Annotated in this window: 19 protein-coding genes; 10 read left to right on the top strand and 9 right to left on the bottom strand. The window is 67.8% G+C overall.

From position 1 onward, the window contains the following. Positions 1 to 19 precede the first annotated feature (19 nt). Positions 20 to 1,138, bottom strand: a complete 1,119-nt coding sequence (locus ABZS29_RS11820; protein WP_355461002.1) for a phosphotransferase — start codon at positions 1,136 to 1,138, stop codon at positions 20 to 22. 276 nt (positions 1,139 to 1,414) lie between these two features. Between ABZS29_RS11820 and ABZS29_RS11815 the strand changes: the two genes are divergently transcribed. Continuing rightward, positions 1,415 to 1,834 carry a nitroreductase family deazaflavin-dependent oxidoreductase gene (locus ABZS29_RS11815; RefSeq protein ID WP_355461000.1) on the top strand — a complete coding sequence of 140 codons (420 nt, stop codon included), beginning with the start codon at positions 1,415 to 1,417 and terminating at the stop codon, positions 1,832 to 1,834. A gap of 54 nt (positions 1,835 to 1,888) precedes the next feature. Here ABZS29_RS11815 and ABZS29_RS11810 read toward each other — a convergent pair whose 3' ends face one another. Both ABZS29_RS11810 and ABZS29_RS11805 read right to left on the bottom strand, forming a co-directional pair. Continuing rightward, the gene (locus tag ABZS29_RS11810; protein ID WP_355460998.1) at positions 1,889 to 2,827 is read right to left on the bottom strand and encodes a hypothetical protein; all 939 of its coding nucleotides are present in this window, start codon (positions 2,825 to 2,827) and stop codon (positions 1,889 to 1,891) included. Further along, complete coding sequence (locus ABZS29_RS11805) at positions 2,824 to 4,485, bottom strand: hypothetical protein (RefSeq protein WP_355460997.1); 1,662 nt, start codon at positions 4,483 to 4,485, stop codon at positions 2,824 to 2,826. The genes ABZS29_RS11810 and ABZS29_RS11805 overlap by 4 nt, the downstream gene beginning before the upstream one ends. Positions 4,486 to 4,606: 121 nt before the next feature. On the opposite strand from ABZS29_RS11805, the gene ABZS29_RS11800 reads away from it, so the two are divergent. From ABZS29_RS11800 to ABZS29_RS11790, 3 genes are read left to right on the top strand one after another with little or no spacing between them, the layout of a single operon-like run. Beyond that, a complete protein-coding gene (locus tag ABZS29_RS11800) occupies positions 4,607 to 5,245 on the top strand; it encodes a DUF402 domain-containing protein (RefSeq protein WP_355460996.1) in 639 nt (212 codons plus the stop codon). Positions 5,246 to 5,266: 21 nt separating this feature from the next. Further along, positions 5,267 to 6,445, top strand: a complete 1,179-nt coding sequence (locus ABZS29_RS11795) for a tyrosine/phenylalanine carboxypeptidase domain-containing protein (RefSeq protein WP_355460994.1) — start codon at positions 5,267 to 5,269, stop codon at positions 6,443 to 6,445. Next, positions 6,442 to 7,434 (top strand): glutathione synthase, encoded by a 993-nt coding sequence (locus ABZS29_RS11790; RefSeq protein WP_355460992.1) that lies wholly within the window; start codon positions 6,442 to 6,444, stop codon positions 7,432 to 7,434. The genes ABZS29_RS11795 and ABZS29_RS11790 overlap by 4 nt, the downstream gene beginning before the upstream one ends. On the opposite strand, the gene ABZS29_RS11785 is transcribed toward ABZS29_RS11790, so the two are convergent. Next, positions 7,431 to 8,459: a hypothetical protein gene (locus tag ABZS29_RS11785; protein WP_355460991.1), complete on the bottom strand. Its 1,029-nt coding sequence runs from the start codon at positions 8,457 to 8,459 to the stop codon at positions 7,431 to 7,433. The genes ABZS29_RS11790 and ABZS29_RS11785 overlap by 4 nt on opposite strands. A gap of 150 nt (positions 8,460 to 8,609) precedes the next feature. On the opposite strand from ABZS29_RS11785, the gene ABZS29_RS11780 reads away from it, so the two are divergent. From ABZS29_RS11780 to ABZS29_RS11760, 5 genes are all read left to right on the top strand, one after another. Further along, positions 8,610 to 9,779 carry an InlB B-repeat-containing protein gene (locus ABZS29_RS11780; RefSeq protein WP_355460989.1) on the top strand — a complete coding sequence of 390 codons (1,170 nt, stop codon included), beginning with the start codon at positions 8,610 to 8,612 and terminating at the stop codon, positions 9,777 to 9,779. A gap of 83 nt (positions 9,780 to 9,862) precedes the next feature. Next, entirely contained in the window at positions 9,863 to 10,840 is a 978-nt protein-coding gene (locus tag ABZS29_RS11775; protein WP_355460987.1) for an expansin EXLX1 family cellulose-binding protein, read from the top strand. A gap of 59 nt (positions 10,841 to 10,899) precedes the next feature. After that, positions 10,900 to 11,427: a SigE family RNA polymerase sigma factor gene (locus ABZS29_RS11770; protein ID WP_355460985.1), complete on the top strand. Its 528-nt coding sequence runs from the start codon at positions 10,900 to 10,902 to the stop codon at positions 11,425 to 11,427. After that, on the top strand, positions 11,424 to 12,182 hold the full coding sequence (locus tag ABZS29_RS11765) for a hypothetical protein (protein WP_355460983.1): 759 nt from the start codon (positions 11,424 to 11,426) through the stop codon (positions 12,180 to 12,182). The genes ABZS29_RS11770 and ABZS29_RS11765 overlap by 4 nt, the downstream gene beginning before the upstream one ends. A 61-nt stretch (positions 12,183 to 12,243) precedes the next feature. Next, entirely contained in the window at positions 12,244 to 12,633 is a 390-nt protein-coding gene (locus ABZS29_RS11760) for a VOC family protein (protein WP_355460981.1), read from the top strand. Here ABZS29_RS11760 and ABZS29_RS11755 read toward each other — a convergent pair whose 3' ends face one another. Together ABZS29_RS11755 and ABZS29_RS11750 are read right to left on the bottom strand one after the other, a co-directional pair. Further along, on the bottom strand, positions 12,634 to 13,299 hold the full coding sequence (locus ABZS29_RS11755) for a DUF4097 family beta strand repeat-containing protein (RefSeq protein ID WP_355460979.1): 666 nt from the start codon (positions 13,297 to 13,299) through the stop codon (positions 12,634 to 12,636). 110 nt (positions 13,300 to 13,409) lie between these two features. Then, positions 13,410 to 13,829 carry a hypothetical protein gene (locus ABZS29_RS11750; RefSeq protein ID WP_355460977.1) on the bottom strand — a complete coding sequence of 140 codons (420 nt, stop codon included), beginning with the start codon at positions 13,827 to 13,829 and terminating at the stop codon, positions 13,410 to 13,412. A gap of 61 nt (positions 13,830 to 13,890) precedes the next feature. On the opposite strand from ABZS29_RS11750, the gene ABZS29_RS11745 reads away from it, so the two are divergent. Then, a complete protein-coding gene (locus tag ABZS29_RS11745) occupies positions 13,891 to 14,823 on the top strand; it encodes an alpha/beta hydrolase (RefSeq protein ID WP_355460975.1) in 933 nt (310 codons plus the stop codon). Positions 14,824 to 14,830: 7 nt separating this feature from the next. Here the strand turns inward: ABZS29_RS11745 and ABZS29_RS11740 are convergent, their stop codons facing one another. Genes ABZS29_RS11740 through ABZS29_RS11730 form a run of 3 tightly spaced genes read right to left on the bottom strand, consistent with a single transcriptional unit; the run spans position 14,831 to position 16,959 of the window. Further along, positions 14,831 to 15,487, bottom strand: coding sequence for a TetR family transcriptional regulator (locus tag ABZS29_RS11740; protein ID WP_355460973.1), 657 nt, complete (start codon positions 15,485 to 15,487; stop codon positions 14,831 to 14,833). Positions 15,488 to 15,514: 27 nt separating this feature from the next. Then, positions 15,515 to 16,309, bottom strand: coding sequence for a hypothetical protein (locus ABZS29_RS11735; RefSeq protein WP_355460971.1), 795 nt, complete (start codon positions 16,307 to 16,309; stop codon positions 15,515 to 15,517). Next, the gene (locus ABZS29_RS11730; RefSeq protein WP_355460970.1) at positions 16,306 to 16,959 is read right to left on the bottom strand and encodes a hypothetical protein; all 654 of its coding nucleotides are present in this window, start codon (positions 16,957 to 16,959) and stop codon (positions 16,306 to 16,308) included. Before ABZS29_RS11730 ends, ABZS29_RS11735 begins: the two co-directional genes overlap by 4 nt. Positions 16,960 to 16,980 lie beyond the last annotated feature (21 nt).

Raw genomic sequence — 16,980 nt, 5'->3', positions numbered from 1 at the left:
GCCTCCGACAGTTCGGGACTCAGCGTTGCAACGAACTGATCGCCTGGGCGGCTATTTGTTCGGCGTGCTCGGGACGTGCGACCCAACCGACCCACCCCTCGTCCATTTTCGGGGTGGATCCACTGCGCACGGCCTCTCGGTAGTCGAGGCAGGCGAGCCACAGCGGTCGCATCGCCAGTACGCCGGGCAGCCGGTCGAGCTCTTCGTCGGTGAGCTGCACGTGTTCGCGGTAGCCGCGTGCGACCGCGTCGATGCCCTCGCTGTCGCCCTCGCCGGCGGTCGTCAGTAGCCAGGCGAGGGCGGGCAGGCGGGGTCCGCGTCCGGATCCTGCCCAGCCGACAATCGAGAGGTTGCCGGGGATGCCGACGGCTGCCCATGCGTGGTAGTTCCCGTGGGTGAAAGCCTCGGGGAGGCCTTCCGCGTTGTCGGCCTTCTCGACCTTGTCGCGAAGCCACTCGAACGTCTCGCGACCTTCGGGAGCGACGGCGTCCTCGACGCTCACCAGAAAGCTCATCGCTGCCACCAGATCCTGCTTCGGTCGTCCCGCGAAGAACGCGCCGTCGTGCTCCTCCGCCCCTCCATCGCGCGCGACCGCACCACCGGCAGCAGGCAATTGGTGCAGGCGGCCGAGCAGGCCCGCCAGCTCGTGCAGCACCGCCGGCGACTGGGCTGGGCGTCCGCCCTCGACGTACTGGGTGACGATCACGCCGCTTCCCTCGAACACCGACACCGGACTGTCGTGCGCGGGCCGTTCGGCGGGGAAGTCGTGCGCGGCCAGGAACCGCAGGATCTCCGCATCGCCCTCGACGCGGCCGACCGTGTCCGCTGCCGACGAGAAGACTCGAGCGATCCAGGGCGGGCCGTCCGCGCGCTTGACGACCAACGTCCAGGGGTAGTGGCCGATCCAGGATCCACTGGGCCGCGTCTCAGGGTCGTCGTCGATGGGCGCGATCGAGGTGATGCGAAGGCCGTACCGCGTCTCGAGGTGCTCCCTCAGTTCCGCGAACTCGACGGGCCGAGTACGCGCGAACGGCGACGTACGGCCCTTTTCCAGCGCGGCGCGGGCTTCGGTGTAGCGCAACCCGGTCGCTTGTGCCCGCTGACGCACAGCGCGCTTGAAACTGCCTTCTTTGGTCATGACAAGCCTCCTCGACGTGCCCGATTCCCCCAGCGAAGTGGCACTCGGAACAGGCCTGGACGGCAGCAACAGCCTTGAGGGCAGAATCCCCTTCGCCTTCTCGAGGCCCGGCTGGGGCAGGTCCTCACGAGGCTGGGCGTCGGCAACGCCGTACGCCGATCCTGCCCGGAGCCCAGCCGCAGTGTCAACGGTGCGGGCATGAATGGGCGGTCTGGCGGCGTTACGACTGGTAGGTCGTCAGTTTCCGGCGACCACCGCTCCTGAGAGGACTGCTTCGTGACTGAGTTCGACGACTTCAACCGGAAGATGATTGATGACTTCCGGGCCAACAACGGCACCGTGACGATCGAGGGATTCGCCGGCGCGCCGCTGCTGCTGCTGCATCACGTGGGCGCGAAGTCCGGCACGGAGCGGGTGACCCCGCTCGCGTACGACGAGGTCGACGGCAAGCTGTTCATCATCGCGTCCAAGGGCGGCTCGCCGGAGAACCCCGCCTGGTACTACAACCTGCTGGCGAACCCGGACACCACGATCGAGTTCGGCCCGGACACCATCGCCGTCACCGCCGAGGCGCTGACCGAAGGCGAGGAGCGCGACCGCCTGTACAAGCACATCGCGGAGAAGATGCCGAACTTCGCCGAGTACCAGAAGAAGACCGACCGGATCATCCCGGTCGTCGTCCTGCACCGCAAGTAGAACCGACCGAGGGGCCACGAGACACAGGCTGTTTCGTGGCCCTTCGTCGCGCGGTCAGCTAACGGCCGCGCGGGCCTTGCTGAAAGCCTTGGCCGGGTCGCCCCCGGCGTACTTCCACGGGAAGTCGGTGCTCTGGTCGCCGAGCCGCGAGAACACCGCCGCGGCGGCGGGTCGGTCGCCGGCGTTGGCGAACGCCATCGCGAAGGTGTTGAAGTACAGGGGCCAGCCGGGACGAAGCTCGGCGGCCGGGTGCAGAACGGAACGGTCGGCGGCCGCCCGAAGCTCGGCTTGTACGTCGGGCTGGGTCAGGTAGCGCCGGGAGGCGGTGCCGGCGAGGTCGGTCATCACCTCCAGGTGGGCCAGCGGGACCAGCGCGTGCAGCATGTTGCCGTCCGGCGCTGCTCCGGCCGCGGACCGCGCCAGGTGGAACATCCGATCGTGGCTGCCTTCCCACTTCTGGCAGCAGGTCTGCAGCCACTCGGCGTGCGCCTTGAGGTTGGTGGCGTGCCTCGAGATCGCCTGCTGGAAACGGAACTCACCGTCTTCGAGGCCGAGTTGCAGCCCGCGAGCGGTCCGCACCAGGAAGGCCCAGGCTGCGACCTCGTCCGGGTTCGCCGTGACCACGTCGTACAGGCTGCTCTCGGCGATGCGGAGCCGGTCGAAGAAGAGCTGGAACTGCTCGGCCTTGGTGTAGCTCGCGAAGTAAGCGCCGCGTGCCTCCCAGGCCCAGGCGGTGGCGTGGCAGCCGCGCACCAACTGCGCCAGCGGGTCAGTGGCTGCCACCGTGCCGATCCAGTCCTGGACGTCGGAAACCGACCCGCAGGCGTCGAGCAGGAAGCAGCGGTCGTCCGGGTGGTCGGCGCCGAGCAGGATCTGGCGAGCGGTTGGCCAGTCGCGGTGCGCCAACGCGTCGCAGAACGAGCGGGCCAGCGGATCACCCATGCACGGATCGATCGCGGGCAACGACCCTGCCCGGCGTCGTAGCAGCTTCATCTCTTGCTCCTGAACTCTCTGAAGAAGGAGACCACCGCGATCGCGATACCGACCGGGAGGGCGCGTGCGAGGAGGGAGCCGATCTCGCTCGGTGCGACGGTCAGCGCAGCGGCGAGAATGACAAGCACCAGGAACGGGACCCACACGACCGGGCGGTCGAGCCAGTACCGTGCGGTGTCGATCCGGCGGACCTTGACGGACGGGATCTGCTCCTTCGGCCGCTCCGGCAGCGGGATGTGGACCGCTGGAGGGACCGCCGCGTCGAGCAATGCGACCGCCTGCGAACCGTTGCGCCACAACGTCGGCTCGACCTGCAGCTGGTAGCCGTCGTGCCGGATCAGCTGCCGGCCGCCGTCGGGATACCTGACCATGCCCGCGATCTCGTCGTACGCCGCGGACGTGCGCCCGTCGGCCGTCTCCCGATGGACGTGGCTGGCGCCGACAGTCAGCGCTCCCTTGGACGTCGGGTCGACCGGCCGGAACCGGCGTCCGTCCGACGGCATGACCGCAGTCGGTGGACCGCCCAGCCAGGTCAGCTGTGGATCACCGCCACCCTCCGGGTCGACCGACACCAGCAAGTCGCGCCACACCCACAGTGCAGCTTCGCGAACCTGTGCCACGGTGACCGCGTCCGTCTCGGCTGCCAGCTCCTCGACACTGTTCGTCACCGGGGTCCCGAGCATCGCGTCCCGAGCCGCCAGGATGGGGAGCCACTGATGGGCGGGGCGCGTGCCGAACTGCCGGATCTGCGCATCGAGGTCGTCGCGTAGCTCTACCGGATCGGGTCCGCGGTCGCGCAGCCTTCGCAGTACGGCGATGGATTCGCTGACCGCGGAGCGCAGAGCCTCTGGGATCACATCCATCCCGACGGTCAGCATCGCTCGGTCGGCATCAACCACCTCGTACGACGACCAGGCGCTGTAGCCGACTCCGGAGCCGTGCCGAAGGCCGCCCTGCAGGCCGCGTTCGAAGGCTCGCAACAGTGCGCCGGCCGCGGTCGACCGGGCGGCCGTCCCGGACAGGGCGATCCCACCGGGCCGGCCCGCGAAGCCGCCGGGCAACGGCTGGTCGCACTGGACTGCTCGAGCGGGGATCATTCGAGGGCCCGGGCGCAGCGGCAGTTCGAGTCCGGCGGGTGGTGGCCCGGACAGGGCGAGCACCGCGTTGCCCTGGGCAAACGCACGGGCTGCGAGTTCACGCAGTCCGTCCGGCTCGGCGGTATAAAGACCGAACTCGTCGTACTCCGCGAGCCCGGGCCCCTGGGCGCCGTACCGCCAGAGCAGATGGCTGCCGACCGGACTGCTGCCGCGCCGGGAGCTCTCGGCCCGCAGCACGCGCCGCTCGTGGTCGAGATCGGAGAAGACCGGCTCACTCAACCAACGGCAGAGGCCGCGCAGGTGCGCCACCACGTCCTCAGGCTCGCCCTCGACATCGAACGCCGTGTGCAGCAGGCTGACGTGGCCGTTGACCGGTGTCCGGATCGAATCCCGCCCGTGCAGGGCCAGGTGCTCCAGCAGGTGCAGCCAGCCGTGTGCCGGCAGCGGCTCGTCCACCATCCCCGCCCGAAACCACAGGCTGGCCTGGAGCGCGCCGGGACCGGGCAACCAGTAGACCGGTACGCCGTCGACCTCTGTTGTCCGCAGCTTCTCGCCGCTCATCTGTCCGGATCCCCCCACTGCTGGTCAAATACCGGCCAATCCTGCCGGATGCCGAGAGCTCGCGGCAGATACTTTCGCGGGATTGCACCTTTTGACATCGGAATTGAGGAGTTGCATCTGCATGGCAGGATCCGATCGCTACCAGCCGGGCGACGTCGTACTGCGGCGGTCGCGCCGAGGGGTCGTTGTGACGTGGGTGCAGGCCACACGCGTCGTACGCGATGACGAGGACGGGCTGCTGTTGTGGCTGCCGGAGGGTTCGGGATTCGGGCGCCGTGTTGATGATCAGGGCCGGCCGACCCGCGAGGAGCCGATCGACGTCGTCGCGACGCGTCGGCTGGTCGCGGGCCAGTGGAGGAACAGCAGCGTGCTGATCTGGAATCCGGCCGGTGCCACGCACTCGCTGTGGTGGTTCTTCGATGCGAACGGGTTCACCGGCTGGTACGTCAACCTGGAGATTCGCGGACCGCGCTGGAGTGACGACATCGATGTCGCCGACCTGGGTCTCGACGTTGTCGTCGACCCCGACCGGACTTGGCGCTGGAAGGACGAAGACGACTTCGCGGCCTTCACCGACGCCCCGTCGTACTGGACTGCTGACCAGGCAATCGCCGCCCGCGCTGAGGGGCAGCGTGTCATCGCGCTGGCCGAGGAAGGCGAATTCCCCTTCGACGGAACCTATTGCGACTTCGTGCCCGATCCGACCTGGTCGCTGCCGGAGCTACCGACGGGTTGGGACGGATCGGCGCGTAGTTCCTGATCGAACGGGTACGTGATCGAGATGACTTCTTCGGAACGGAGGCTAGGGACCGCTGTCGAGATCGACGAGCGGCTGACAACCATCGAGCGCAGGCTCGATCTGCTGCTCAACCTCACGCCGGTCAATGCGGCCGAAGCATGGGCGGACTTCGAACGCGGGGACTTCGGAGCCACGCCCACGTTGCGGTTGCGACCGCTGGAGTTCGAGCCTGATCTCCTGCGCCGGGAGCTGTACGACCTCGAGATCGAGAAGGTGGACGATCCCGCGTTGCACACGCTCTTCCGGTCGAAGCGGGACGAGATCGCGCGCGAGCTCACGCTCCTGGAGGATCGCGACACGTCACGGTTCGTGTACGGCTCACTCCAGCTGTACGGCGAGGTGTCGCCGCCGCTCGCAGCGGCGGCGGAGGAGTTGCTCGAGCTGATTCCGCCACAGGCTCCGAGTAGCCGCAGCGTCACGGCGGGTGCGTTCGCGCAATCAGCGCAGGAGGAGTTCGAGCGGTACCAGGCCAAGTATCCGGATTTCCCGATGGCTGTCGAGGTGCGTGCGGACGTCTCCGAACTGATGGTCTCGTTCGGCCGGCTGCTCATCCCTGAGACGGCCACAATCCGCGCCGATCGCGTCGAGCCGCTGCTGCACCACGAGGTCGGGACCCACGTGGTCACCTATCAGAACGGCGCCCGGCAACCGTTGACGTTGCTGACGATCGGGTTGCCCGGGTACGACGAAACCCAAGAGGGACTGGCCGTCCTCGCCGAATATCTCGTCGGTGGACTGGATCCGCGACGACTGCGGGTGCTCGCGGCCAGGGTTGTTGCCGTGGGCAAGATGCTTGAAGGCGCGGAGTTCCTGGACATCTTCACCTCACTCCGGGAGGAGTACCGGATCCCGGTCAAGACGGCCTGGTCGATCGCGATTCGCGTCGTCGTCGGTGGCGGGTCGGTGAAGGACGCGATCTACCTGCGCGGGATCACCCGCATCCTCGAAACTCTTGCTGAAGGCAACAGCCTCGACGTGCTCTTCGTCGGAAAGCTGGCCCTGGATCACGTCTCGCTGATCCAGGACCTGCTCGACCGCGGCGTCCTCGAAGCACCGTGGGTCCACCCGCGGTGGCTGGAGGTGCCCGGTGCTCAAGAACGCCTGGAAGGACTGCGCGCTGGGGCATCAGTCACCGACCTCTACGAGGGAATTGCATCGTGAAGCTGGCCTTTTTCGTCAACGACGTGCCGACCGAGATCGACGAGTACGCGACCACACGCCTGGCCAGAGCCGCCGTACAGGGTGGGCATGAGGTCTGGTACGTCGGAGTCGGCGACGTCGACGCCGGTCCGGGCGATGGGGAGCTGACGGCGCGAGCCCGTCCCGCCGAGTTCCGGCCCGACGACACGCTCGCGACCTTCATGGAGCGCGTCAAGGAGCGCGCTGCCGAGCGAATCGTGCTGGACGACCTCGACGCCCTCTTCCTGCGCAACGAATCGATCGACGACCTGCGGGATCGGCCGTGGGCGAGTCCGCTGGGCGTTGTCTTCGGGCAGATGCTCGCGGAGCGCGGCGTGACGGTCGTCAACAATCCGTCCTGCCTCGGCCGCGCAACGAGCAAGCTCTACTTGGAAGAGTTCCCGGCCAAGATCCGGCCGCGGTCGCTCGTCACCCGCGATCCGGCGGCGATCGAGCGATTCGCCGCTGAGGTGGGGCACTGCGTCGTCAAGCCGCTGTACGGTTCCAAGGGACGCAACGTCTTCATGATCGAGAACCAGGACGCGACCAACCTCGCCCAGATGACCGAGGCGGTGCTCCAGGACGGTTACGCGATCGTCCAGGAGTTCGTCGACGGCGGGGAGAACGGCGACGCCCGGATCTTCCTGCTCGAGGGCCGGCTGCTGGAACGCGACGGCAAACCCGCCGCCTTCCGCCGGGTCCCGACCGGGAACGACCCCCGGGCCAACATCAGCACCGGAGGCCGTTCGGTCCCACTCGAGATCGGCGACAGCGAACGCACCATCATCGAAGCGATGGGCGAGAAACTCGTTGCCGATGGCATGTTCTTCGTCGGCATCGACGTGATCGGCACCAAGGTCGTGGAGATCAACGCCGAAAGCCCCGGCGGCCTCCAGAGCATCGAGCGGCTCTACGACATCGATGTCTGCCCAACCATCATCGAAGCCCTGGAACGCCGTACCAAGGACTAGTAGTAAATCTGCGCTCGTACGGAGCGGTGGTCGGAGTAGTTGGCGGGGTTGTCGGAGCCGGTGTAGTAGGCGTCGGCTTGGCCGGCTTCTTCGAAGGTGACGGTGTGGACGGCGGAGGTGGCGGGGAGGCCGTTGGGCTTTTTGGCCCAGATGTAGTCGATGCGGTTGCTGCCGCCGATCGTCCAGTTGTTGCCGAGGCACTCGCCGCGGGGAGCGGTCACCTTGCCGCAGTGGTCGTACATGACGTCACGGAAGCCGCCCGCGGCGCCGAGGTCGCCGTTCGTCTGGCGGTACCAAGCCTTCCAGTCGCCGGGGTTGCCGGCGGTGGTGTTCGCGTCACCGCCCCAGATCATCAGGTCACCACCCCAGCCGGAGACCTTCTCGGAGGCCTCGCGGGCGTTCTCCGCGACGCACGGGTGGCCGCCGCTGTTGCTGGTTGGCCAATGCGTCGACGCGACGGTGAGGTCCTTGTCGGCCAGGGTGTCATGGAGCTTGAGCCGGATCGCTTCCGCCCGGCTCTGACCGGTGTTCACACAACCGTTGTCGCCGTCCCGGTCAGCCATCCAGGTGTCCGCCTGCAGGACGTTGAACCGGTCGGTGTCGAAAATGATCGCGGTGGTCTGCTGCCTCTTCTCGCCGTCGCAGCGGGCCGGCTGGATCGGCGGCTCGGGGTCGGCGATCCGGCCGGTGAACTTGCGGTTCAGCTTGGCCTCCATCGTGCTGACCAGCAGGGTCAGCTCGGCGCGATTGCTGATCTGCTGCACCAGAAAGATGTCCGGGGCGGGATCGGAGCGCTTCATCGCGAAGATGAGGTCCTGCCAGTCCCCCGGACAGCTGTCGGCGTCGATCGTCTTCAGGTTCTCGACGTTGTTCGTGTACACGTTGACGTAGTCGCGCCGTGGCACTTCGGCGGCGGTCGACGGTCCTGCTGCGGACAGCAGCACACCACCAGACAGTACGGCGGCCGCCAGCGCGGTGGCGGCCACGCTTCGACGGGAGCGGGGCAAGCGGAGCGGAACAGGCATGACGTTCTCCTCGGGGCGGTTGTCACGGCTGGCGGCAGATTAGCGCCGACCGGGTGTCAACAGAAGAGTCCCGGTTGTTGACCTGGCACTCCGCTTATCGTGCGTTCAGGTGCGGCTTCGCAGGGAAGCCGGCCCAGCAAAGGGGGCTTCATGCTTACTCAGCACGGAATCGGCCGGTTGACGCGGACGGTGGTTGCGCTCGGCGCCGCCACCGCGCTCACGATCGGCAGCGCGGTGACCGCGGGGGCCGCGTTGCCGAAGATCACCGGCCCGACCTTGGCCGGGACCGCCAAGCCGACGTCTGCGAAGTACACGGCGCTCAACGGCGGGGTCACCGACGGCACTTACTGGTACGCCGTCGTCTCGGAACACGCCAAGTCCGGTACGAAGACGTACGACTCGACGCAGCTGATCAAGACCAAGCTGTACGCGACCAGCCCGACCAAGATCGCGACCTTCCGGATCCGCTCCGGCAACCACACGAACCTGCTCGGCCACGGCAACGACATGGCCTACAACGCCGACACCAAGCGGTTGATGATCCCGGCGTGGACCAACGACGACTCGGTCCAGGGCGCCACCCAGGGCCGGGCGGTCCGGGTGATCAACCCCGGCACGCTCGCGATCGAGAAGACCATCTTGTTGCCGCACACAACAACCGGGCTGTGCTACGACGCGGTCAACAACCGGTACGCCGGCGGCACGCTGAACCAGTACTACTCGTACACCAGCGCGTTCAAGGAGACCAAGAAGTCGCCGAAGTTCGCGATGACCGGCCTCGGCCAGGGCATCGACTGCGACCAGAGCTACATCTACGTCATCACCAGCCCCAAGGGCGCGCAGAAGACCAACCGCATCTTCGTCTACGACTGGTCGTTCAAACTGGTGCGCACCTACGAGCACGCTTCCGGCTCCGAAAGCGAGCACCTCACGCACCAGCGCGGCACCTACTACCTGGGCTTCAACATCGGCGCCGGCAAGCTCTACCGCCTGGACAACTTCCAGTTCACGGTGACGTACGCCGCCGCGGGTGGCACCGGCTCGATGTCGCCCACCGTGGTGCTCTACGGCCGAACGACGGCCCTCCGGAAGAACGCCTTCGTCCGCTCCGGCTACACCTTCACGGGCTGGTCGGCGAAGCGGTCCTACGACAACAAGACCCGCTACCAGAACCCGAAGGACACCAGCAAGACCGGCTGGTACACCGCCGGCAAGCAGCCGAGCGGCTGGAAGCCGTACCTCTACAAGAACGGTGCGACCGTCCTGCACACCACCCCGCGCGGAGCCGTAGCGCTCACCGCGGTCTGGCGTAAGGCGTAAACGGATGATCTGGTCGACGGCAACCTTTTGGCCCTCGGTGGCAACTGGGATGTACGTCGACCAGATCAACCGAACGGATGGGCATGAGGACAACGAAGCACGGTGGAACGCAATCGCCGGGAAAGTACCGGGATGCCGTCGGAATTCCGTTGGCTCTGCTGGCCGTCGGTGTGGTGATCTGCCTGGCCGCCGCCCTTCTCAACCAGGGCGGCGCAGCCCCTCGTAGCGCCGTCACGGCTGCCGAGTCGAGCGTCCAGCCGGCCGCTCCGGACGTGACGGCCGACGCCACCACGAAAGCGACGCAGCCACCGCTGAAGAGCCCGCCACCAGCCCGCCGTACTCCGAAAGCCACCAGCAAGCCCACGCCTACTCGCACGGCCTCCACCACTAAACTCACCCCGCGTGCAACCCCGAGCACCCAGCGTACGACGTCCGCCGGTTCCCTGGCCGGACGCATCAAGCCTGGCATCCGGTACCGCGGTGTCGCGACCGCGTACGAGGCAGCCGACGGCAACGGCGCCTGCCTCTTCGGCCCGGCCGACGACCTGATGATCGCGGCGATGAACCACACCGACTACGAGTCGGCCAAGGCCTGCGGTGCGCATGTCCTGGTCCGCGCGGCCAACGGCGCCTCCATCACGGTTCTGATCACCAACGAGTGCCCGCTGCCCTGCGCACCTGGGCAAATCGACCTCAGCCAGCAAGCCTTCGCCAAGCTCGCCAAGCTCTCCGTCGGCCGGCTCCCGATCACCTGGACGCTGCAGAGTCCCGGCTCGTCGGGCACGATCTCCATCCGCTACAAGGTCGGGTCCAGTCAGTGGTGGTGTGGCATCCAGGCGATCGGGCACCGCAATCCCTTGGCGACGCTCGAGGTCAGAACCGCCAAGGGCTGGCGCAAGCTGCATCGGACCGACTACAACTACTTCCTCTCCCCCGACGGCAGCGGCTGCGGCAAGGCGATCCGGATCACCGACATCTACGGCCAGCGGCTGACCATCGACGGGCTCGCGGTCAAGCCGGACGTCGTGCAGTCGACCAGGGTTCAGTTCGCTCGGCATTGACCGGTACGCTCGGGCCGGTTGTTAACGCGAACACCGCAGGGAGAGGGCGCCCGAAGGAGATGCTCCACGACACGTCCGCGGAGTTTCACGACTTCTTCGAACGCCACTACGCCGAACTGTCTCGACTCGCCTATCTCCTGACCGGTGAGAAGGACACGGCCGACGATCTCGCCGCCGATGCGCTGGTCGCCCTGTGGCAGCGGTGGGATCGCTTGCAGGCCGCGCAAAGCCCGGTCGCGTACGCCCGAGGCGTTGTCGCGAACCTGGCGCGGGAACGGATCCGGAGCGCGGTTCGCGAGCGACGGCGAGTAGCGCTGTTCTGGTCACGCACTACCGAGCAGGTGGACGGGCCCGACGTCGCGGGCATGCTGGATGTCCGGGCTGCACTCACCCGGCTGCCGTTCCGCAAGCGGGCGTGCGTGATCCTGCGCCATGCGTTCGACTTGTCGGAGAAGGACACCGCCACGGCGTTGGGCGTATCGGTCGGCACGGTGAAGAGCCAGACCTCCAAGGGAATGGCGGAGCTGGAACGACTGCTCGGCACGGAAGCAGCCGGCGAACTGGCGGCAGGGAGGAGGAACCGGTGAACGAGGAGCTCAACCGACGGCTGCGGGAAGCCGCCGAGGCCCACGAGCCCAACCGCGCACGCATCGCGGCGCGCGTCGAGCGCGGCCTGGCCGACCCCACCGTTCGCCCCCGCACCCGGTCGCTCGCGAGGTCAGGGCCCCGCGCAGCGATCGTCGGTGTCATCGCCGCCGCCACGCTGGCGACCGGTGGTCTCGCCGTCGCCGCCATCGGCGGAATTCCGTCGCCACCGGCCCCGGCTCCCGCCGTACCGACACCGATAGTCACTCCCGCGCCGTCGAAACCATCGGCCCGTCCCACCAGCACCAGTCCGCGCCCTACCACCAATCCGCCCAGCACGCGCCCGCCTGCCCCGGCCGACAGCCGGATCCAGGACGGCCCGTTGTGGTCCCAAGGCTCGATCGACGCCCACAGCAACCTCTACTGGGCTCAGAGCGACCTGATCCTCAAAACCGCTCAGCCACTCACGTCGCTCACTGTCGAACTGCGCATCGCCCAGACCGGCCGCGTACAGAAGACCGGCAACTGGCAGACCCTCCCGAACGACGATTTCACTGTCATCGTTGAGGAATCCGGAGGTACGCTTCTCTACCGCTGGACCCTCAAGCAGGGCCGAACCGCTCCCGCCGGACAGCACGAGTTCGCCGCGCAGTACAACCACGCCACCGGCGTCCGCACGGTCAAGCGCGACAGCTACCGCGTGCACGCCCAGAGCTCGGACGGTTCCAGCACAGTCTGGGGAGGGTTTGGCCGGTAGTGGCTGTCTCAGTTCAGCTGCTGGACAACGGCCGGGACGGCCCGATCGGTACGATCGCGGGATGCGCTTCAGTGACGCTCAGGTGATTCTGTTCGTGGCCGACACCGCACGTGCTGCGGCCTTCTATCGACAGTTCGGCTTCGAGGAAACCTTTCGGACGAGCGGCGAGCAGCCGGTCAAGATCGAGCTGGAGCTCGGCGGGTTCTCGATCGGCCTCGCACTGCCCGAGCCGGCCGCCGAGAGCCACGGCGTTGTACCGGTGACCGCCGGACACCGGGCCTGCGTAACGCTCTGGACCGACAACGTCGAGGAGGCGTACGCGATGGCGCTCGAGGCCGGGGCGAAGGATCACGCACCCCCGCACCCGTTCCTCGACGGAAAACTTCGCATCGCCTTCGTCATCGACCCCGACGACCACCCCGTACAACTGGTCCAGCGGGTCGAGCAGTAGTCAGAGACTGCGGGCGCTGATGTCGCCGTGTGCGGTGGTCGCGTGGATGGTGAGCTGCGGCGTACCGTCGGCGTTCTTGAGCGAGTTCTCGATCCGGCCGTAGGTGGTGCCCGCGTCGAGGGACGCCGAGACACCGTGCGCGGCCTGCACCGACAGGTCACCGGACTGCGTCCGCAGTACGACGTTGCCGCCGGCGGCCTCTCCGATCCGGATGTCGCCCTTGCTGGTGGTGATCTCGGAGGCGCCGTTGAGGCGGCCGACCGAGATGTCACCGGCGAGTGCGGTCAGGCGCACGCCGGCCGCCTCGTCGACGACGATCTCGCCGTACGCGCCGTCGAAGCTGATGTCGCCGAGGCGTCCGTCGGTCCGGAAGCCGGCCGCGGCGGCCTTGGCCTCGACCGTGGAGTCGACCGGAAGCTGAACGCTGACCTCGATCGATCCGGAGCTGCCGAACAGGGTGCTCTTCGCCGCGGCCACGATCCGCAGGACGCCGTCGGCGTACTCGACCGTGGTCTGCTCCGCGACCTGTACGTCGCGAGACTTGGCGGCGTTCGTGGGGCGGACATCGACGACAGTGTCGGCCCGGTCAGCGGCGACGAACCGGACATGCCCGGCCGGGATGTCGAGGACGACGGCGATCGGGCCGGTGGTGTCGAACTGGTACATGGTGTCTCCTCAGAAGGTGTGGTCGTGACCGTCAGCCGGTCATGACAACCACGATGTCCGGACGTCCTGACACCACCTGGACACCGGCCTGACACGGGTCTGACACGCGCTCACGAAGGATCTTGCGGGTGCAGCAACGGGTCGATCTCGGCGAGCATCCCGCGCAGCTCGGCAGCGCCCAGAGCCTCGCAGATCGCCATCGCCTGGTCCCGCTCCGAAGCAAACACCAGGAAGACAGCCTCGACGGCCTCGTGGATGTAGGTGCCGTGCTGAAAGTCCGCCGCGGCCAACGCCTCGGCCACAATCGCGATCCCCGCCCGGTCGTGTCGCCGCAGCAACGCCTCTGCCGTCACCCGAGTGACAAACGTGTCCTCGGCATCGAGCACAAGCCGGAGCAACGGCTCACGCGACTCCGGCAGCTCGGCGAAACTCGCCAAGGCACGCCCCGCGTCGGCTCGATCCAGGTACGCATTGCTGGCCGTAAGCTCAACCAGCGCCGCAACGGCCGCGCGCCTCCGCTCCTGATCCACCATCGCATCGTTCCACGCGAACGTTCTACCGCGCGGTCATTTACTGTCACCGGGAGAGACCATGAACTCGTTCCACCCCGATCTCGCGATCGCGCGCTTCATCCCCAACTTCTCCATGGGCCCGGTCACCTCCCGCGTGATGCGCTCACTCAAGGCGCGGCCGGCCAAGCCCGGCCCGGACGTCACGGTTCGCGAGGTGGTCGTGCCCGGCCCGGCCGGCGCGCCGTCGGTATCGCTGCGCGTCTTCCAGCCGGCCGGTCTGCAGGACACAGCGCCGGCGTTGCTCTGGATCCACGGTGGCGGTCTCGTCATCGGCTCGCCCGAGCAGGACGACCGCACCAACATCGCCTTCGCCCGCGAGCTCGGCATCACTGTCGCCGCCGTCCGCTACCGGCTCGCGGCTGATGCCCCCGCGCCCGCAGCCGTCGAGGACGTGTACGCCGGCCTGCTCGGACTCGTCGACCGCGCCGGCGAACTGCACATCGACACCGACCGGATCGCGATCGGCGGCGCCAGCGCCGGCGGCGGGCTCGCCGCCGCACTCGCACTGGTCGCCCACGACCGCGGCGACGTACGGCCCGCCTTCCAGCTGCTGGTCTATCCCATGCTCGACGACCGTACGACGACGCGCACGGACCTCGACACCCGCCTGCACCGGATGTGGACCGCGAAGAGCAACCGGTTCGGGTGGTCGACCTATCTCGGTGCGGCTCTCGGAGGCCCGGAGGTCTCGCCGTACGCCGCGGCTGCGCGCCGGGACGACCTCACCGGACTACCACCGGCCTGGATCGGGGTTGGTGACCTCGACCTGTTCCACGACGAGGATGTCGAGTACGCCCGCAGGCTGACGGACAGCGGTGTGCCTTGCCAGCTCGACGTCGTCCCCGGCGCCTTCCACGGATTCGATGCCGTGTTCCCCAAAGCCGAGGTCAGCCGGCAGTTCTGGCAACTGCAGGCGCAAGCGCTCAGGGGAGCGCTGTCCATCCCGTCGTGACGCGGGCTCAGTGCCGCGAGCGGTTCGTCACCGGCGCTGTCCACAGTCCGACGAGACCATCGATCAGGCCGTCCGCGGCGTCGTACCAGCTGTCTCTGGGGGTGGGTGTGCCGTCGGCGAGGGCGCGTTCGCGGTCCGCGAAGGTGTGAACGAGCAGCTGGCGGGTCATGTCACCGCGCTCAGCCCGCACCTCGGCCGGAAGATCGGGCAGGCACTCGGTGAGTCCCTCGATGACCCGCGGCAGCGTCGGCGACGCGAGCCGTTCCTCGTCGCTGATGGAGCGGAGGGCCGGATCCGTAACAACCTGTGCACTGAACCTGGCGAACCAGCTGGGGCTGCCCACCATGGCAAGGTGCTCGGCCACCGGCGACACCAGACAGCTGATCCACCCGCGGAGGTCGGGCTCGTCGCCGAGCTCGGTCAGCAATCGCTGCCGGAGCTCTTCGATCGGAGTCGCGTGCCGGCGGAGGACCGCCCGGACGAGATCGAGCTTGGTGCCGAAGTGGTAGCCGACGGCGGTGTTGTTGCCCTGCCCCGCGGCCTCGCTGATCTGACGGTTCGACACCGCGATCACCCCGTGTTCGGCGAACAACCGCTCCGCCGCGGTCAGGATCAGTTCCCGCGTCGGGTTCGCCCATTCCGCCCGCTGTGACTTACTCGCCATGGCATCACCTTCGCACAGCCCGCCGAGCTACTGGGTGAAGATCGGCACCGGCCGGGTGCCCAGGTTGCGAACCGACGTGGTCAGCAAATGATTGCCTCGGGCATCGATGATGCACCGGGCCGGGTCCTTGGTGCCGGTCGGGACGGCGAAGACCCTGATCTCGAGATCCTCGACCAGCGCTCCCGGCACCTGGTCGAGGTAGCGGGCGGCCGCCTGCTGGCACTCGGCGTCGGTGGCGCGGCGCGTGCTGCCGGTGCCGACGTACTCTCCACTGTGCAAGGCGGAACAAGGCACGTTCTTCGTGACCCGGCGGTCGACGCAGCGGCGCCAGGTCGCGTTGGTCGAGCCTTGCAGGGCGTCGCGCGCCGATCCACTGACCTCCCGTACGGCGTCGACCGAGCATCGGCCGGTGGGTAGGTTCGCGGCCTTGGCGACCGTGATGTCCAGGCCGGGCTGGCCGCCGAGGAACCCGACCACGGCAGCCTGGTCGCAGGATGCGGCCTGCGGAACCTCTTCGTACCGGTGCGGCTCGCGGCAGTCGATCGCCGTCCGGGCCGCGGTCCAGCAGCCCAGCTCGGCGGCAGCCGTCTTCGGAGGACCCGTCTTCGGAGACGCAGGCGGTGTGCTCGACGTACTGATGGTCACCGCTGGGAGGTCGGCCTTCGCCGGATCGTCGGGGACCATCCAGCGCACGACTCCGACGATGAGCGCGATCAGTCCCGCGAGCTCACCGATCATCACCAGTGTCTGAAGGACCGGGTGCTCGTTGAGGCGGTGCAGATGCCCGAACACCCGGCCCAGCCGGTTGCCCGGAGCGGTCAAGACACGACCATGTTCATCAGCACCGCCTCGACAGCGCCGCTGCCGCACTTCGGCGTGCTCTTCAACGACACAATGATCTTCAGCGCGTTGACCTTCGGCACCGTCAGGTCGAAGGCGGCGACCTGGTTGAGCTTCACTTCCTTCTGATCCCGGTACTGGCCGTTGGCATCGATCCGGACCACGAGCACCAGGTCGGAGGTCTCCGACGAGTTGCTCTGGCCGAACTCCAGCTTGAACCGGCTGAAGTTGTTCGCCAGTCGCAGCTCCAGCGCGTCCTCGTAGTTGCAACTCGACAAGGTGCCGCCGATACCGGTCGCTTGTTTGCGGTCGGCAACGTCGTACCGGCCGTCCTTCCAGCCGTCCGGGTACTTGAAGATGTTGCTCAGGACCAATGGCCGCCCGGCGACGTCGGCGGCGAGCGCGACCGGCGTAGCCGAGTCGGTCGGCTCGGTCGGCTCGGCCGTGTCGTCGCTCACCGGCGCCGGCGGCGCCTCGGTCGGTGCCGAGGCCTGGACCGTCGTCGTCACCGTGACAGTGGCCGTTGGCTGGCCACCGCCTTCAGCTGCTCCCCCACATCCGGCGGCCAGTAGCACCGCTCCGGACAGCAGACCCACCACGAAAATTCGGTTCCCACCCCTGGTTCCCCACATTTGCGCGATGCTACGCAGCTA

This window comes from Kribbella sp. NPDC005582 (assembly GCF_040605415.1).
In the GTDB taxonomy this organism is placed as follows: domain Bacteria; phylum Actinomycetota; class Actinomycetes; order Propionibacteriales; family Kribbellaceae; genus Kribbella.
This window is presented reverse-complemented; position numbering and strand designations above follow the sequence as displayed.

What these genes read in the sequence shown, in the direction of transcription:
- ABZS29_RS11820 (WP_355461002.1), bottom strand. Translation starts at nt 1,138, where the DNA reads ATGACCAAAGAAGGCAGTTTCAAGCGCGCTGTGCGTCAGCGGGCACAA.
- ABZS29_RS11810 (WP_355460998.1), bottom strand. Translation starts at nt 2,827, where the DNA reads ATGAAGCTGCTACGACGCCGGGCAGGGTCGTTGCCCGCGATCGATCCG.
- ABZS29_RS11805 (WP_355460997.1), bottom strand. Translation starts at nt 4,485, where the DNA reads ATGAGCGGCGAGAAGCTGCGGACAACAGAGGTCGACGGCGTACCGGTC.
- ABZS29_RS11800 (WP_355460996.1), top strand. Translation starts at nt 4,607, where the DNA reads ATGGCAGGATCCGATCGCTACCAGCCGGGCGACGTCGTACTGCGGCGG.
- ABZS29_RS11795 (WP_355460994.1), top strand. Translation starts at nt 5,267, where the DNA reads ATGACTTCTTCGGAACGGAGGCTAGGGACCGCTGTCGAGATCGACGAG.
- ABZS29_RS11785 (WP_355460991.1), bottom strand. Translation starts at nt 8,459, where the DNA reads ATGCCTGTTCCGCTCCGCTTGCCCCGCTCCCGTCGAAGCGTGGCCGCC.
- ABZS29_RS11780 (WP_355460989.1), top strand. Translation starts at nt 8,610, where the DNA reads ATGCTTACTCAGCACGGAATCGGCCGGTTGACGCGGACGGTGGTTGCG.
- ABZS29_RS11775 (WP_355460987.1), top strand. Translation starts at nt 9,863, where the DNA reads ATGAGGACAACGAAGCACGGTGGAACGCAATCGCCGGGAAAGTACCGG.
- ABZS29_RS11770 (WP_355460985.1), top strand. Translation starts at nt 10,900, where the DNA reads ATGCTCCACGACACGTCCGCGGAGTTTCACGACTTCTTCGAACGCCAC.
- ABZS29_RS11760 (WP_355460981.1), top strand. Translation starts at nt 12,244, where the DNA reads ATGCGCTTCAGTGACGCTCAGGTGATTCTGTTCGTGGCCGACACCGCA.
- ABZS29_RS11755 (WP_355460979.1), bottom strand. Translation starts at nt 13,299, where the DNA reads ATGTACCAGTTCGACACCACCGGCCCGATCGCCGTCGTCCTCGACATC.
- ABZS29_RS11745 (WP_355460975.1), top strand. Translation starts at nt 13,891, where the DNA reads ATGAACTCGTTCCACCCCGATCTCGCGATCGCGCGCTTCATCCCCAAC.
- ABZS29_RS11740 (WP_355460973.1), bottom strand. Translation starts at nt 15,487, where the DNA reads ATGGCGAGTAAGTCACAGCGGGCGGAATGGGCGAACCCGACGCGGGAA.
- ABZS29_RS11730 (WP_355460970.1), bottom strand. Translation starts at nt 16,959, where the DNA reads ATGTGGGGAACCAGGGGTGGGAACCGAATTTTCGTGGTGGGTCTGCTG.